Origin of the sequence: Halomonas icarae, from assembly GCF_009901955.1 — a bacterium.
GTDB classification, from domain to species: domain Bacteria; phylum Pseudomonadota; class Gammaproteobacteria; order Pseudomonadales; family Halomonadaceae; genus Halomonas; species Halomonas icarae.
In genome coordinates, this window is the sequence record NZ_WUTS01000001.1 from 490,044 (window position 1) to 505,299 (window position 15,256).

General features: G+C 64.7%; 12 protein-coding genes. 8 read left to right on the top strand and 4 right to left on the bottom strand.

Features of this window, described 5'->3' with window-relative positions; all coding sequences use genetic code 11:
- Positions 1-55 precede the first annotated feature (55 nt).
- Positions 56-1,327 carry a DUF5924 family protein gene (locus tag GRB80_RS02265; protein WP_161422408.1) on the bottom strand — a complete coding sequence of 424 codons (1,272 nt, stop codon included), beginning with the start codon at positions 1,325-1,327 and terminating at the stop codon, positions 56-58.
- A gap of 169 nt (positions 1,328-1,496) precedes the next feature.
- Between GRB80_RS02265 and fadB the strand changes: the two genes are divergently transcribed.
- From fadB to GRB80_RS02305, 8 genes are all read left to right on the top strand, one after another.
- The gene (gene fadB, locus GRB80_RS02270; RefSeq protein WP_161422409.1) at positions 1,497-3,686 is read left to right on the top strand and encodes a fatty acid oxidation complex subunit alpha FadB; all 2,190 of its coding nucleotides are present in this window, start codon (positions 1,497-1,499) and stop codon (positions 3,684-3,686) included.
- A gap of 27 nt (positions 3,687-3,713) precedes the next feature.
- The gene (gene fadA / locus GRB80_RS02275) at positions 3,714-4,892 is read left to right on the top strand and encodes an acetyl-CoA C-acyltransferase FadA (protein ID WP_161422410.1); all 1,179 of its coding nucleotides are present in this window, start codon (positions 3,714-3,716) and stop codon (positions 4,890-4,892) included.
- Between the two features lie 290 nt (positions 4,893-5,182).
- The gene (gene peaA, locus GRB80_RS02280; protein ID WP_237562024.1) at positions 5,183-6,748 is read left to right on the top strand and encodes a quinohemoprotein amine dehydrogenase subunit alpha; all 1,566 of its coding nucleotides are present in this window, start codon (positions 5,183-5,185) and stop codon (positions 6,746-6,748) included.
- A 10-nt stretch (positions 6,749-6,758) separates the two neighbouring features.
- On the top strand, positions 6,759-8,180 hold the full coding sequence (gene peaB, locus GRB80_RS02285; protein WP_161422412.1) for a quinohemoprotein amine dehydrogenase maturation protein: 1,422 nt from the start codon (positions 6,759-6,761) through the stop codon (positions 8,178-8,180).
- A complete protein-coding gene (qhpC, locus tag GRB80_RS02290) occupies positions 8,177-8,530 on the top strand; it encodes a quinohemoprotein amine dehydrogenase subunit gamma (protein ID WP_161422413.1) in 354 nt (117 codons plus the stop codon). Before peaB ends, qhpC begins: the two co-directional genes overlap by 4 nt.
- Positions 8,531-8,544: 14 nt before the next feature.
- Complete coding sequence (peaD, locus tag GRB80_RS02295; RefSeq protein WP_237561904.1) at positions 8,545-9,630, top strand: quinohemoprotein amine dehydrogenase subunit beta; 1,086 nt, start codon at positions 8,545-8,547, stop codon at positions 9,628-9,630.
- A gap of 89 nt (positions 9,631-9,719) precedes the next feature.
- Positions 9,720-11,423, top strand: coding sequence for an ATP-binding cassette domain-containing protein (locus GRB80_RS02300; RefSeq protein WP_161422415.1), 1,704 nt, complete (start codon positions 9,720-9,722; stop codon positions 11,421-11,423).
- Positions 11,414-12,094: a hypothetical protein gene (locus tag GRB80_RS02305; protein WP_161422416.1), complete on the top strand. Its 681-nt coding sequence runs from the start codon at positions 11,414-11,416 to the stop codon at positions 12,092-12,094. The genes GRB80_RS02300 and GRB80_RS02305 overlap by 10 nt, the downstream gene beginning before the upstream one ends.
- Here the strand turns inward: GRB80_RS02305 and qhpG are convergent.
- The 3 genes from qhpG to GRB80_RS02320 form a co-directional block, all read right to left on the bottom strand.
- The gene (qhpG, locus tag GRB80_RS02310) at positions 12,016-13,383 is read right to left on the bottom strand and encodes a flavin-dependent monooxygenase QhpG (protein ID WP_161422417.1); all 1,368 of its coding nucleotides are present in this window, start codon (positions 13,381-13,383) and stop codon (positions 12,016-12,018) included. The two genes, GRB80_RS02305 and qhpG, sit on opposite strands and share 79 nt — an antisense overlap.
- On the bottom strand, positions 13,383-13,520 hold the full coding sequence (locus tag GRB80_RS02315; protein WP_161422418.1) for a hypothetical protein: 138 nt from the start codon (positions 13,518-13,520) through the stop codon (positions 13,383-13,385). The genes qhpG and GRB80_RS02315 overlap by 1 nt, the downstream gene beginning before the upstream one ends.
- A gap of 201 nt (positions 13,521-13,721) precedes the next feature.
- Positions 13,722-15,206: an aldehyde dehydrogenase family protein gene (locus tag GRB80_RS02320; protein WP_161422419.1), complete on the bottom strand. Its 1,485-nt coding sequence runs from the start codon at positions 15,204-15,206 to the stop codon at positions 13,722-13,724.
- Positions 15,207-15,256: the final 50 nt, after the last annotated feature.

Sequence of the window (15,256 nt, forward strand, 5' to 3'; positions counted from 1 at the left end):
TTAGGAAGTATGCTCGAATTGTCGGAACCCCCTGCGTGGATTGCAAGCGGGCTTATCATTCGCTTTTCCACACAGTGGCCGATGCCGGGCTTTCTGCCTCCACGGCGTCAGCCTCCTTCTCGACGTTTCGTTCAGGGGGCGGCGGTGCGGGAGTGGCCTCCTGTGGAGGCGCCGTCTCCTCGGCGATGGGCTCGCCGTCGCCTGGGACCGGAGGCCGCCAATCCATCCCCGGCAGGCCCGCCGGTCGACGCAGGCGACCATCGGCCAGGGTCGCGCTCTGCTCGTCGGCCACATGAAAGCGAATCACCCCGATGCGTTGACCGCCTTCGGTCATCACATCGATGCGCCAGCGCCCCGCGGTCGCCTCGGGGAAGTTCCGCTTATGGCTCCAGGCCCGATACCCCGCCTTGCGCCCCCCTTCGATCACCAGCGGTATGCGGTCGACCTCTTCGCCCTCGTGGCGCCATACATGATGAATCTCCTCCCTCAAACCACGCGGGGCGCGGATGGCCGTAAAGGCGAACAGTCCCTGATGGCTCAGCGCCTCGGGGCTGAGGCGAAGCTCACCCTCCGGCGAGCGGGCGGCCTCGTCGAAGCCAGGGGAGAGCGCCGTGGCGGTGATCCACAGGCTGGCCGGCGGCACCCAGATCCGGCCTACCCAGGCGGCCCCGGCCAGGGGTAGCAGCAGGGTGAGCGCCATCAGCCAGCGTCGACCGCTCTGGCTGGCGGTGAGATGCAGCAGGCTCGGCAGGCTGAACAGCAGCATGGCGGCAATCGCCAGCAGCAGGCTCTGGTAGGTGGTCAGATGGAGCAGGGTGGGCAGGGTGACCAGCACCACCACAAAGACGCACTGGGCGTGGAAGGCGAAGTAGAGCCAGCGTAGCCGCTCGGCGACCCGGTAGTAGAGTGGGTCGATAATCGAGAACAGCGCCATGGCGATCACCAGCAGGGTGAACAGGGCCTGGCCGCTGCTCCACACCGTGGTCGCCAGCAGAAAGGGCAGGCAGAAGAAGAGTGTCTCCTGGTGGATCATCTGGGCGATGAACTGGGTCGCCCCCTGGGCCAGGGTGGGGTAGCCGCGGCGTGCCAGAAGGCGGCCGATCACGCTTTCGGAGAGCAGCAGCAGCCAGGCGGCGAGCATCCCCAGCGCCAGCACTGCACCGAGCCACGGCTGGCGCTCTGCCAGGAAGAAGCTGCCGAGCCCCGCGGCAAAAGCGATGGGAGGCCATAGCCAGCTCCAGGGGCGCAGTCGTCTCACCAGTCCTTCGGCGCGGGCCTGCAGGCGAGTGATGCGGCTGGCGGATGGCGTATCGTGTGGGGTGGGCATGGTTGTCTCGGCTGGGCTGACGACTCGGTAAGCCCGCTATCCTAGCAGCATTGCTGGCTGGCCTGGCTGCCATACTTCTGAGTCACCGGGGAAGAGACTTGACGTGCGGGCCAGGCTGAACCAAGCTGTGGGCATTCAAACGTCCGTATGAAATCGGGAGGTTCGCGGAATGATCTATCAGGGTAATGCCATCGGGGTGATACGCGGCGATGATGATATCGCCACGCTGACCTTCGATCTCAAGGATGAGTCGGTCAACAAGCTCTCCAGTGCAGTGGTCACCGAGCTGGATGAGGCGGTCAAGGCGCTGCAGGACGAGACCGGCCTGGCGGGCCTGCTGCTCACCAGTGCCAAGGAGGCCTTTATCGTCGGCGCCGATATTACCGAGTTCCAGGCCATGTTTGGCAAGGGCGGTGACTTCCTGGAGTCGATGCTGATGCGGGTGCACGGCATCTTCAACGCCATCGAGGATCTTCCCTTTCCTACCGTCACCGCCATCAATGGCCTGGCGTTGGGCGGTGGCTGCGAGGTGCTGCTGACCACCGACTTCCGGGTGATGAGTGAATCCGCCCAGATCGGCCTGCCCGAGACCAAGCTCGGCATCCTCCCAGGGTGGGGCGGCTGCGTGCGCCTGCCGCGCCTGATCGGTGCCGACAATGCCATCGAATGGATCGCCGGCGGGACCCAGAATCGGGCCGACGCCGCCCTGAAGATGGGTGCCGTGGATGCCGTGGTGCCGGCCGAGCAGCTGGAGGCCGCCGCCCGCGACATCCTGGCCCGCGCCATTGCCGGAGAGCTTGACTACCGTGCCCGCCGTGCGGAGAAACAGCAGCCCCTCAAGCTCGGCCCCATCGAACAGATGATGGCCTTCGAGACCGCCAAGGGCTACGTGGCCGGCAAGGCGGGCCCGCACTATCCGGCGCCGGTCGAGGCGATCAAGGTGATCCAGAAGGGCGCCGGTGAGGAGCGCGGCCGGGCTCAGGCCATCGAGGCCAAGGCCTTCGCCAAGCTGGCAATGACCGATGTGGCCTTCAACCTGGTTGGCCTGTTCATGAACGATCAGGTCGTCAAGAAGAAGGGCAGCCGCTATGAGAAGGCGGCGCGTCCGGTCAAGCAGGCCGCGGTGCTGGGTGCCGGCATCATGGGCGGTGGCATCGCCTACCAGAGTGCCTCCAAGGGCACGCCTATCCTGATGAAGGATATCAAGGACGACGCCATCGAGCTGGGGCTCAAGGAGGCCCGCAAGCTGTTCGCCAAGCAGGTCGAGCGTGGCAAGCTCTCCACCGAGAAGATGGCCCAGAGGCTCAGCAACATTCGCCCGACCCTCTCCTACGGTGACTTCGGGCACGTCGATCTGGTGGTCGAGGCGGTGGTCGAGAACCCCAAGGTCAAGGAGGCGGTCCTCAGCGAGGTGGAGGCTGAGCTCGGCGAGCAGACCATCCTGGCCTCCAACACCTCCACGATCTCCATCGATCGTCTGGCGGCCAACCTCAAGCGTCCCGAGAACTTCTGCGGCATGCACTTCTTCAACCCGGTGCATCGCATGCCGCTGGTCGAGGTGATTCGCGGCGAGAAGACCAGTGACGCCGCGGTGGCGGCGACCGTGGCCTATGCCCGCGCCATGGGCAAGACGCCGATCGTGGTCAATGACTGCCCGGGCTTTCTGGTCAACCGGGTGCTCTTCCCCTACTTCGGCGGCTTCAGCCTGCTGATGGGGCAGGGCGCCGACTTTGCCCGGGTCGACAAGGTGATGGAGAAGTTTGGCTGGCCCATGGGGCCCGCCTACCTGCTCGATGTGGTGGGCATGGACACCGCGGTGCATGCCGGCGAGGTCATGGCCAAGGGCTTCCCCGAGCGCATGGGTAGCCTGGGAGGCGAGGGCCAAAGCAGCGCCATTCAGCTGATGTACGAGAACGATCGCCTGGGGCAGAAGAACGCCAAGGGGTTCTACGCCTACGAGGAGGATCGCAAGGGCAAGCCGAAGAAGGTCCGCGACGAGGCGGCCATCGAGCTGGTCAAGGGGGTGGTCAAGGAGAGTCGCGAATTCAGCGACGACGACATCATCGCCCGGATGATGGTGCCGCTCTGCCTGGAGGCCGTGCGCTGTCTGGAAGATAACATCGTCGGCAGCCCGGCCGAGGCCGATATGGCGCTGATCTACGGTATCGGCTTCCCGCCCTTCCGCGGTGGCGCGCTGCGCTATATCGATGCCATGGGAGTGGAGTCCTTCGTCGCACTGGCCGACGAGCTGGCCGGGGAGCTGGGCGCCCTCTATGCCCCCACCGACAAGCTGCGCGAGATGGCGGCTGCCGGCGAGCGCTTCTACGACACTCAGGTCCAGGCCCCGGACCAGGCCTGACCCCACCACCCCTACAGGAGTAGCAAGATGAGTTTGAATCCGAGAGATATCGTGGTGGTCGACTGTGTGCGTACCGCCATGGCCAAGGCCAAGAACGGCGCCTTCCGTCACGTGCGGGCCGAGAACCTGTCCGCCGCCGTCATGCAGTCGCTGTTCGACCGCAATCCGGGCCTCAATCCGGCCGAAGTGGATGACGTGATCTGGGGGTGCGTCAACCAGACCCTGGAGCAGGCCATGAACATCGCCCGCAATGCGGCGATCATGACCGGCATTCCGCGCAGTGTGCCGGCCCAGACGGTCAATCGCCTGTGTGGCTCCTCGATGAGCGCGCTGCATATCGCCGCGGCCAATATCAAGGCCGGAATGGGCGACTTCTATGTGATCGGGGGCGTGGAGCACATGGAACATGTGCCGATGACCCACGGCGTCGACGTCAATCCGGCGGCCAGCAAGCATGCCGCCAAGGCGGCGATGATGATGGGCCTTACCGCCGAGCTGCTGGGCAAGATGCACGGCATCTCCCGGGAGGAGCAGGACGCCTTCGGCGTACGCTCTCATCAGCGTGCCCAGGCCGCCCTGGAGAGAGGCGGGTTCGACAACGAGATCATCGGCGTGGAGGGGCACGATGCCAACGGCTTCCGCGCCCTGATCAAGCAGGATGAGGTGATCCGTGCCGATGCCAGCCTGGAGAAGATGGCCGCCCTCAAGCCGGCCTTCGACCCGCGCGGCGGCACCGTGACCGCGGGCACCTCCTCGGCGCTCTCGGTGGGTGCCTCGGGCATGGCGGTGATGAGCTACGAGCGGGCCCAGGCGCTGGGTCTCGAGCCCATCGCCCGGGTGCTCTCCACCGGCGTGGCTGGCTGTGATGCCTCCATCATGGGTTATGGGCCGGTACCGGCCTCCAAGCAGGCGCTCAAGGCCGCCGGCCTCACTGCCGATGACCTCGACACCGTGGAGCTCAACGAGGCCTTCGCCGCCCAGGCGCTGCCGGTGCTCAAGGACCTGGGCCTGCGCGATGTCATGGACGAGAAGGTCAACCTGCATGGCGGCGCCATCGCCCTGGGTCATCCGCTGGGCTGCTCCGGTGCGCGTATCTGCACTACCCTGCTCAACGTGATGCGCGAGCGCGATACCAGCCTGGGCCTGGCCACCATGTGTATCGGCATGGGGCAGGGCGTGGCGACGGTGTTCGAACGCCTGAAGTAAGCACCGGCTCGATGCAGGAAACAGCGGCGGCGCCCCGAGGGCGCCGCCGCTTCGTTTATAGGTTGGCACTGTCCCAATGCGCCACACTCTGTGGCAGGCTGAAACATCGTCGGCCAGTCCCAGGGAGATGGAAGAGACTTGTGACGGAACATGCTCTTTTTAATTAACTGATTTTAAGGCAAAAGTTTATTAATGGCCTGACTCTTTCATGATCTTCTCAGGAGGAGTCGATTCGTCTCCCCCCCTCGATAACTTGGCGACAATAATAAACAGGAGAGACTGCCTTGATGATGCTATCCCCAGCGCAAGGCCTAAGTGTTTTGGCCCTGACGCTTACCCCTCTTGCTGCTGCTACTGCGGTAGCCTCCGATCAGTCACTGATTGACCAATATTGCTCGGGCTGTCATCAGGCCAGCGACGAGTCAGGCTCCTGGAGTCGAATCAGTCAGCAGCGTAAGACGCCCGAGGGTTGGGACATGACGGTGGCGCGGATGCAGGTCATGCATGGGCTTGAACTGCCGAACGATGCACGTCGCGATATTGTTAAGTACCTGGCCGACACTCGGGGGCTTGCCCCAGAGGAGAGTGAAACGCAGCGTGCCCTGATCGAGCGGCGCCTTAACCGCATCGAGTCATTTGACCACCCCATTTATCAGGAGATGTGTGCACGATGTCATACGGGAGGCCGCGCTCAACTACAGCGGCGCTCCCAAGGCGAGTGGGAGCATCTGGTTAATTTTCACATAGGCCAGTTTCAGACCACAGAATACCAGTCCATGGCCCGAGATCGTGACTGGTTTGGCGTCGCTTTGGACGAGATCGTCCCCTGGCTGGCGGAAACTCAGGGGCTGACGAGCGAAGCCTGGGAGGCTTGGCAGCAGGCCGAGCCCCATGAACCGGAGGGTGAGTGGCAGCTCTGGGGCCACTGGCCCGGCGAGGGCGACTTCTACGCTGATGTCAGTGTGGTCGCTGCTGAAGGCGAGGATGCCTACAGGGTTGCACTGGATGGTGCCTTCACCGATGGGCGAAGACTCGACGGTGAGGGTCAGGCGGTCGTCTATACCGGTTATGAATGGCGCGCTCGCCTGACCCTCAACGGCCGCGACTTCAAGCAGGTGCTGGACCTCTCCCGGGAGCATCCTGGTGGGCGCATCTTTGACGATCATGATGATGCCCTGGGCATGCAGGTCACCATGCTGCCTCAGGAGGCCCAGGCGGCCAATCTGGTTGCTAGCCTGCCCGCCTCACTCAAGGCAGGCGAGCGTCGTCGTCTGGTGTTATTGGGTCATGGTCTGGACAAGGGCGAGATCGACCTGGGTGAGCATGTAACCCTGCGGCGGGTGGTGGAGCGCAGCGCGCATCGCCTGGTGATGGACGTCGAGGCCGATAGCCTGCTCCCCACCGGCTGGTTGCCGGTGACGGTAGGTGAGAGCAGCGCCGACGCGCTCTTAGCCGGCTATCGGCAGGTTGACCGCCTGGAGGTGAGTCCTGCGCTTGGGGTGGCGCGTATCGGCAACGACAAGACGCCGCCAGTCAGTGGTGTGTTTACCGCCGCCGGTTATACCCAGATGGGTGACGAGACGCTCCCCTTGGGACAAGTGCCCGTGCGCTGGGATGTCGCGCCCTGGGACGACATCGCTGAGCGTGACGAAGATGTGAAGTTCGCCGGCGTGATGGATGCGGCGACTGGCGTCTTCAGTCCCGCTGGTGCGGGTCCCAATCCCCAACGCCAGTACAACGCCAATAGTGTGGGCAACCTACGCGTGACCGCAGCGGTGGAGGGCCAGCCTGAGATTCAGGACGAGGCGCAGCTGATCGTTACCGTGCAGCGCTGGAACAACCCACCGCTTCGTTAAGGAGAGCACCATGGGAATCTTGCAAGCGATACCCCAGAACCTGCATCGCGTGGAAGTGGAAGGCGAGCCGCTCTGGTTCCATATCCCCACCACCAGTCTTTTCGCCCCGGACGACCTCAGCGAGGAGCTGCTGGCGCTGGCCAGTCGTGGCGAAGGGTTGGACAGCCAGGCTCTACCCCATCACCTGAAGGCTCTGGGTGGTGATATCGAGGCGCGACTGGAGCAGCTCAAGTCGCTGAAGCTTATCACCGATGGGGTCGTTCAGGCCTACAATCCCACGGTCGAGGTGGAGCAATTCCCCCTCTCCACCGTGGTGATTAACGTCAATACCGGCTGCAACCTGAGCTGCAGCTACTGCTACAAGGAAGATCTGGACAATCCTCGGGATGGCAAGAAGATGGACCTGGCCACTGCACAGGCGTCCATCGAAATGGTGCTGCGTGAGGCCCCACAGCGGGATCGTTATAACATCGTCTTCTTCGGCGGCGAACCACTCAGCAACATGCCACTAATCCGCCAGGTGGTCGAGTGGGCCGAGGCACGGATCCATGGGCTTGGCAAGACAGTGGACTTCACCTTGACCACCAATGCCACCTTGCTATCCGAGGAAAAGATCGCCTTCTTCGACGCGCACCGTTTCGGCCTGACGGTGAGCATGGATGGCCCCAAGGCGATTCATGACAAGAACCGCATCGCCGTCAATGGGCAGGGAACCTATGACCTGGTGGCCAAGCGTATCGCGCCATTGCTGGCCAATTACCGCTCGCGGCCAGTGGGGGCCCGGGTCACCCTGACTCGTGGGGTGACCGATGTGATCGGTATCCATGACCACCTGGTCAACGAGCTGGGGTTCGCCGAGGCGGGGTTTGCGCCGGTCACCTCCGGGGACATGGCCGCCTACAACCTTACCAGCGAAGAGCTCAAGACGGTCTTTGACGGCATGGTAGAACTCGGCGAGCGTGCCGTGTCGGCTGCCATCGACGGGCGCGATATCGGCTTCGGCAACTTCAACCAGTTGCTTACCGACCTCTGGGAGGGGCGCAGCAAGGCAGTACCCTGTGGCGCTGGCCTCGGGCTGGTCTCGGTGGATCACCAGGGGGATGTCCACCTCTGTCACCGCTTTACCGGCTCTGACATGCCAACCTTCGGCAATGTCGATGACGGCCTCGATCATTCGGGGCTCAAGCAGTTTATCGAGGCGCGGTCCGACCGCAGCGAGCGAGGCTGTGCTGATTGCCGGATTCGCAACCTCTGTTCCGGTGGCTGTTACCACGAGAGCTACGCCCGCTATGGTGATCCCATGACACCCACCTACCATTACTGTGACCTAATGCGCGACTGGGTCGATTTCGGCATCCAGGCCTATGCCCGCATCTTGCGACATAACCCCGACTTTCTGGACGGCCCCCTGGCCGGGAGGCAGAGCGCATGACCCATAACAAGAAACGTTTCAGTGACCTGGGGCTGGCCCCGCTCAACCGGAAGGCCCGCGAGATGGAACGAGCCTCGAGTCCCGAAGCCCTGGAAGAGGTTCAGGCCATGCAGACCATCGCCGGCTGTACCTCCAGCTTCGATCCAGGCTGGGAGGTAGATCCCTTCGGCGGTGTCGCCTCGCTGTGCCAGCCCATGGAGGCGGATCTCTACGGCTGTGCCGACCCCTGCTGGTGGCCTGCCCAGGTGCCGGACACCATGAACACCTACCCCGATTGGGGTGACGGGGCAGAGCGGGCCGAGGATGACTGGCGCAAGCTCGACAGCGTCTACCCGGGGGGTGAGAAGTGATGGAGAGCCCAGTGATGAAGCGACTCAATCTGACCTTGGCAGGCCTTCTGGCGCTCTCGGCACAGCCGCTGCTGGCAGACGCTGTCCAGGACGACGCCGCGCGCGAGTATCTGGTCACCATGGCGCACCCAAACCAGCTCTACGTGATCGACCCCGAGGCCCGTGAGGTCGTTCGCACCTGCGACGTGAAGGGCGACTTCGGTCCCGGCACCCTGCAGCTCTCCCCGGACGAGCGTACCGCCTATGTGCTGCATCACCGCTGGGAAGAGGCGGTTGGCATTGATCTCACCAGCTGTGAGGAGGTGTTTCGCGCCAGCGGTTCAATCGATAGCATCCGCGCCAAGTCTATTGCCTCGCTGGCGGTGAGCCCCGACGGCAGCCGTCTCTACAGCGTCTGGGACCGGGTGAGATTGGGCCTCGACCATTACGAGGTGCTGGAGCCGCAGTTGGCGGTCTACGATACCGCGTCGGGCCTGGATGCCGAGCCGATCGCCACCTTCCCGGCACCGCGCCAGGTGACCACCATGGCCGCAGCCGAGGATGGCTACCTGTATCTAGCCGGAGCCGATATCTATCGGATGGATCCGGAGAACGGCGACACTGAAATTGCCATCGCCAACCGAAACTGGGATCGACCCGACTTTAGCCCGCCCGATTCGCTGGCCATATGGAGCATGGGTGAGGTCACCGACGAGTTCCTGCGTCCCTATACGGTGGCGGAGCATCCCGGTGAGGAGAACGAGGCCTGGCACTGGGGCATTAGCCGTGTGGATCTAACGAGTGGTGAGACCGAAAACAAGGAGATTGCTCCCTTCGAGTTCATCATCTTCTCCATGGTCTCGGATCCTCGCGAGCAGGATGTCTTCTACGGTGTCTATACCCAGCTCAGCAAGCTCGACTCACGCACAAGGGAGATCGTCAAAGTGATCGACCTGGATCATACCTACTACAGCATCAACACTTCCTATGATGGTTCACGGATCTATCTCGGTGGCGCCTCCAGTGATATCGCCATCTACGATGACGACTTCAATGACCTGGGGCGTATTGAGCTGCCCGGCGATATGAGCACCGCGACTCTCAAGGTGGCACGCTTCTAGCTTGCCGTTGCGTGATCCTTCTGGCCGGCGCTTGCCAGAGCGACCGGCCCTTTCCACTGGGGCCAGCGCCTTGAATGAAGAGAGTGTTGATGCGTGAGACTGACGCTGCCCGCGATGCGAGGGCGCTGTCCTGGAGCTGGCTCTATCGCCCCCTCAAGGCGAGGCGCTTGGCGCTCGCCCGACTGCTGGGGTTGAGCCTGTCGGCGACGCTGATGGCATTGTTGCCGCCGTTGCTGACTCAGCGACTGATTGACCAGGGCTTGATGCAGGGTGATTTCGCCACCGTCGCCACTTACGTGGGTGCCCTGGTAGCGGTGGGGCTCTCTGCCATGGCGCTGCAGGGGCTGACCCGGCTGCAGCACGTGGCGCTCTCCGCTCGACTGCTGTTGTCACTGCGCCGTGCCTTGCTGCGCCATCTACTGCGTCTGGCACCTGCTCGCTGGCAGGCACGGGGTCGGGGAGATCTGATGAGCCGTCTCGACGGCGACCTCACCATCCTTCAAGGATTCGCCCTGGATAGCCTGCTGGGCGGCCTCTCCAACCTGCTGGGGCTGGTCGGGGCGCTGGCCATGATCGGCCTGTTCAGCCCTGCCTTGATGGCGCTGGTGGCGGTGCTGGTGCCGATCCAGTGGTTCTGGCTGCGCGCTTGGCGCCCAGCGCTGACACGCCGTCAGGAGGCCCTGAGGGCGCAGAGCGGGGATATCTCCGGCTTCTGGCAGGATACCCTGGCACATGGCCCCTGGTTCCAGGGCCAGGCATTGGAGGCTGCACGTCTCAACCGCTTACAGGGGCTTGGTCACGAGCAGCTGCGGCGCCTCCTGGCGGTGCGTCGGGTGGGGTTTCTCAGCGACATGGGGCCCCAGTTGATCCTCGCCCTGGCCCGGGCTGGGGTACTGCTGCTGGGCGGTTATCTGGTGATCCAGGGACGCTTGCAGCTCGGTGAGCTGGTGGCCTTGTTGGCCTATCTGGGCATGGTGATGGCGCCCATCGGCGGTCTGCTCGGTCTCTATGGAGGCTGGCAGCGTGCCCGAGTCAGCGCTTCACGCCTCGCCGAGCTCTTTGCCGAGCCCGCCATGAGCGACCCTTACCAGGGCCAGAGTCCAAACGGCCCGGGGGCATTGCGTCTCGAGGGCGTGCGTTTTCGTCATCCGGGGCAGGATACCTGGCTGCTGGACGGGGTCAGCCTTGGTCTCGAGCCGGGACAGAAAGTCCTGATCGAGGGGCCCTCAGGGGCCGGCAAGAGCAGCCTGATACGCATGCTGCTGGGGCTGGAGGTGCGTGAGGCTGGAGTCATCCGGGTCGATGGCGTGCCGCTCGAAGCCCTTTCCCGTCGTCAGTGGCTCAAGCAGGTGGCGTGGGTTGAGCAGTATCCAAGCCTGCTGCGCGGCAGCCTGGCCAGCAATCTGCGTGCCCTGGAACCTCATGCCACGGATGAGGCACTCTGCGAGGCGCTGAGACGGGTCGGACTGGGGGAGTGGCTGGCCAGCTTGTCGAATGGGCTCGAGACCGAGCTGGGTGATCTGGGGGGCAAGGTCTCCGGCGGCCAGAGGGCACGCCTGGCCTTGGCGCGGGCGCTGCTCAAGCGTCCCCACCTGGTCCTGCTCGACGAGCCTACCGCGGCGCTCGACCCGGTAGCGGCGAGGGCCCTCGACCTCCTGCTCGATGACGTCCTGGGCGACACGACCCGGCTGATCATCAGCCACCAGGGGGAGCGGTTCGGCCGCCTCGATGCCCGTTACCGACTGGAGCGGGGGCGCCTGGTCCCCGTGGAGGAGGCGGCATCATGTCGCTAACGCCGACCCTGGGAGTGATTGACAGTGGTGTTCCCCCAGGCGTGTGCCTGGCACGCTTTCACTCACCGAATGGTATGGAGGCCGAGGATCGGCTGGGCCATGGGCGTGCCATCTTCGCCACCCTGGGTCACTATCTGACGCTATCGCGGCAGGATATCGCGCTTTACAAGCTCTTCGAGAGACGTTTAACCGCCGATGCCGCGAGTCTGGCGGCGGCCTTCGAATGGCATCTCGAGGAGCCTCCGGCTTGGTTGTTGTGTAGTTTGGGGCTGGCCCGTCCCGAGGCGCGGCTGCAAACGGCCGTGGAACGCCTCCAGGCAGCCGGCACTCGTATCGTAGCCGCCAGTCCACGCTTCGGGACAGCGGTCTATCCGGCTGCATGGCCCGGGCCGATCGCGGTCAGCGGATCGGCGGGATTACCACCGGGCAAACCGCAGAAGGGAGGCGACGGGCGATGGTATGCCTGTGTCTGGGCGGCTCGAGAACCCCGGAAGGCAAGCGGCGCCTTGCAGCCCTGGCAGGTGGGGCCACCGACACTAAGGACGCCATCACCACTGGGCGGTGCCAGCTTCGCGGCGGCCCACGCCCTGGGTTACTGGCTGGCCGAGTCGGTGATGGCACTGGCGGGAGATGTAGGAGACCTGACAGGGAGAGCCGGCCAGTCGGAGTGATCGGCCCACCAGCGGATGATGGCCGGGGCGGCGGCGCCGGCTTCGGTCAGCAGTGTCTCCACCCGACGGGTATCCTCTACTTTCATCGCCTCGACCAGCGGCGCCAAGGGAACCCCCGCAACAGCCCGAATGCCTAGGGGCTGATCAGGGGTGAAGACCATGGCTTGTTCGCTCAGGCGGGTGCCGACAATGGCGAGCCCTCGTCCCACGCGTACCCGCGACCAGGGCTCCGGCATATGCAGTGGCAGCAGGTCGGGCCAATGGCAGCGTTCCACCCAGTAGGGCGCTGGTTCGGCGGATACCGAGCCCCATGAGGCGGCCTGGCGATAGAAGTCGCGACCGGCTCGGGCGAAACGAAAGTACTGGGCGTCCTGGCGACGCTGGTGGAAACGCTCCAGGGGCGCGATGGGCCGGCCATCGAGCAGGCTATTGAGCACCGGCGCGAGGCCATGAGCCGAAGAGAGGGCATTGAAGATGCCCTGGCCGGAGAGTGGGTCGATGGCCATGGCGGCATCCCCCAGGCGCCACAGGCGCTTCTCCCGGACCCGGGTGCGCCCCAGCAGGCTGGGGCGCTGATAGTGATGCTGGATGGGACTGTCGCCCCAGAGCTCGGCCAGCTTGGGCTGGGCGGCCAGCCAGGCGTCTGGTTCCCGACGCGTCCGGCGTAGCGTCGCCTCCGGCAGGGCCAGCTGCAGGTACTGCTGTCCGGCGAGCCGCGACCACCAGGCCCAGCCGCCGCCGGTGAGCGACAGGGCGGCGCTTGCCGGCGAGGGTTGGGTGGCATCGCCGCGCAGGATCCAGGACGGGGTGGCCCAGGGCGCACCATCGCGTAACTGGCGCCGTGCCGCCGCCCGCCCCCTTGCATCCACGCCCCAGGGGGCGCTGAGGATGCGGCCATCCGCCAGGGTCAGCCGCGCCCGATCGCCGTCACTCGCCAGGGCCGTGATCCGTGCCTCGATCACCGGAATACCGGCTTCGTGCAGGTCCGCCAGCAGGGCGGCATCGAAGGCCGGGCGTGGCAACAGCCACTCGGCATTGGGGGCACGCGCCTCGCCGCCCCAGGTGACCCGTCGTGGCAGGGGACCCACGGCGCAAGCGGCGGCCCGTGTCAGCCCCAGGCCGTGCAAGGCCTGAAGACTGCGTCGGCTGATACCTTCGATGGCGCGATAGTCGCGGATGCGGCCTGCTACCGTCACCCGCCGGCCGGCGCGATGCAGCAACATGGCCAGGGCGGCCCCGGCGGGGCCACCGCCGGCGATCAGCACCTCGCCGGCCGCCTCATCATGCATCAGAAGAAGCCCCCCACCAGTAGCTGAGCATAGAAGGACGTCTCGTCGCTGAGCAGCCACTCCGTATAGAAGTTGAGCTCGCCCCCGCCCATGTTGGGTCGGTCGGTGGTATCCAGGCTATCGAAGTCGTAGCCCATAGTCCGAGCAGCGCCTGGAGGTCGATGTCCAGGGTGGAGTGGCCGAGATCGGGTATCTCGTAGGCTTGTGCCGGCAGGTCAGCGGCCAGCAGCATGTTGCCCAGCGTCATCGTAGGACACTGGAAGTTATTTTTATTGTGCATTGCGGGTATCTTTTGTGGTTCGAAGGAGCCCCGGCAATATGCCGGGGCCTGAGTCCTGTCAGACTATCATGACGACCGACTTCTGCTCGGTGTAATGCTCGATCAAGGAGTCGCTGAGCTCGCGGCCGATCCCCGACTGCTTGAAGCCGCCGAAGGGCATGCTGGCGTCCAATAGGTTATGACCGTTGACCCAGACGCTGCCGGCCTCGATCTCCGGAATCAGGCGATTGACCGCGGCGAGATCGTTGGACCAGATGCTGGCGGCCAGGCCGTAGGGGGAGTCGTTGGCCATCGATACCAGGTCGTCGAGCTCGCGGAAGGTCTGTACTACCACCACTGGGCCGAAGATCTCCTCTTGCACGCAGCGGCTCTCCTGAGCCAGACCGGTGATCACCGTGGGCTCGACGAAGTAACCGCTCTCTCTCCCCTTGCCGCCGCCGGTGACGATGGTGCCGCCGTCGCTGCGGGCCTGGTCGATGTAGTCCAGCACTCGGTGCTGCTGCTTGGCAGAGACCAGTGGTCCCAGTGTGCTGGTGGCTTCCCAGCCTGGCGCCAGGGTCAGACCCCGGGCCTGGTCGGCGAGCTTGGCGACAAAGGCGTCGTGGATCGTTTCGTGCACATAAATGCGGGAGCCGGCGGTGCACACCTGGCCCTGGTTGAAGAAGATCGCCTGAGCAGCGCCGATTGCGGCGGCCTCGATATCGGCATCGGCCAATACCATCACCGGCGACTTGCCGCCCAGCTCCAGGGTGGTGCGGGTCATGTTCTCCATGGCGGCGTGGCCGATCAGCTTGCCCACCGGGGTCGAGCCGGTGAAGGCCACCTTGTTGATGCCAGGGTGGCCGGCCAGGGCTGATCCGGCGGTGTGCCCCAGGCCGGTGACCACGTTGAGGGTACCGGCGGGCAGGCCCACCTGCTCGGCCAGTTCAGCCAACAGCAGGGCGCTGAGAGGGGTGTCCTCGGCGGGCTTGAGCACAATGCTACAGCCCGCGGCGAGTGCCGGGGCCACCTTCCATGCCGCCATCAGCAGTGGGAAGTTCCATGGGATGATGGCTCCCACCACGCCGATCGGCTCGCGGCGGGTATAGGCGACGATCTGCCTATCGTCGGGCACGAAGGGCATGGAGGGGGTCATGCTGCGCCCCTCGATTTTGGTGGCCCAGCCGGCGGTATAGCGGATGAAGTCGATGGCCAGAGTCACGTCCATATGCCGCGAGAAGGTCACTGGCTTACCGTTGTCCAGAGTTTCGAGCAGTGCAAAGTCATCGGCGCGGGCCTCCAGGGCGTCGGCGAGATCCAGCAGCAGCTTTTCGCGCTGGGAAGGGCGCGAGCGGCGCCAGCTGAGGAAGGCCTCCCGGGCGGCAGTGATCGCGTCGTCGATATCCGCGGCGTCACCCGCCGGTACACGACTGATTACCTCGGCGGTGGCGGGGTTGTAGACATCCAGGGTATTGCCGCTCGCGGCGGGTCGCCAGCGGCCCCCAATGAAAAGGTCGTGACTCTTGTCCAGCCAGGATTGAATGGTGGGGGAAGGCTGCGTCATGGTTGTGCTCCTGTGGGGCTGATTTATGATTGTTGGCAGACCTGACTAGA

What these genes read in the sequence shown, in the direction of transcription:
- fadA (WP_161422410.1), top strand. Translation starts at nt 3,714, where the DNA reads ATGAGTTTGAATCCGAGAGATATCGTGGTGGTCGACTGTGTGCGTACC.
- peaA (WP_237562024.1), top strand. Translation starts at nt 5,183, where the DNA reads ATGCTATCCCCAGCGCAAGGCCTAAGTGTTTTGGCCCTGACGCTTACC.
- GRB80_RS02265 (WP_161422408.1), bottom strand. Translation starts at nt 1,327, where the DNA reads ATGCCCACCCCACACGATACGCCATCCGCCAGCCGCATCACTCGCCTG.
- GRB80_RS02315 (WP_161422418.1), bottom strand. Translation starts at nt 13,520, where the DNA reads ATGGGCTACGACTTCGATAGCCTGGATACCACCGACCGACCCAACATG.
- qhpG (WP_161422417.1), bottom strand. Translation starts at nt 13,383, where the DNA reads ATGCATGATGAGGCGGCCGGCGAGGTGCTGATCGCCGGCGGTGGCCCC.
- peaD (WP_237561904.1), top strand. Translation starts at nt 8,545, where the DNA reads ATGAAGCGACTCAATCTGACCTTGGCAGGCCTTCTGGCGCTCTCGGCA.
- GRB80_RS02320 (WP_161422419.1), bottom strand. Translation starts at nt 15,206, where the DNA reads ATGACGCAGCCTTCCCCCACCATTCAATCCTGGCTGGACAAGAGTCAC.
- GRB80_RS02300 (WP_161422415.1), top strand. Translation starts at nt 9,720, where the DNA reads ATGCGTGAGACTGACGCTGCCCGCGATGCGAGGGCGCTGTCCTGGAGC.
- GRB80_RS02305 (WP_161422416.1), top strand. Translation starts at nt 11,414, where the DNA reads ATGTCGCTAACGCCGACCCTGGGAGTGATTGACAGTGGTGTTCCCCCA.
- peaB (WP_161422412.1), top strand. Translation starts at nt 6,759, where the DNA reads ATGGGAATCTTGCAAGCGATACCCCAGAACCTGCATCGCGTGGAAGTG.
- fadB (WP_161422409.1), top strand. Translation starts at nt 1,497, where the DNA reads ATGATCTATCAGGGTAATGCCATCGGGGTGATACGCGGCGATGATGAT.
- qhpC (WP_161422413.1), top strand. Translation starts at nt 8,177, where the DNA reads ATGACCCATAACAAGAAACGTTTCAGTGACCTGGGGCTGGCCCCGCTC.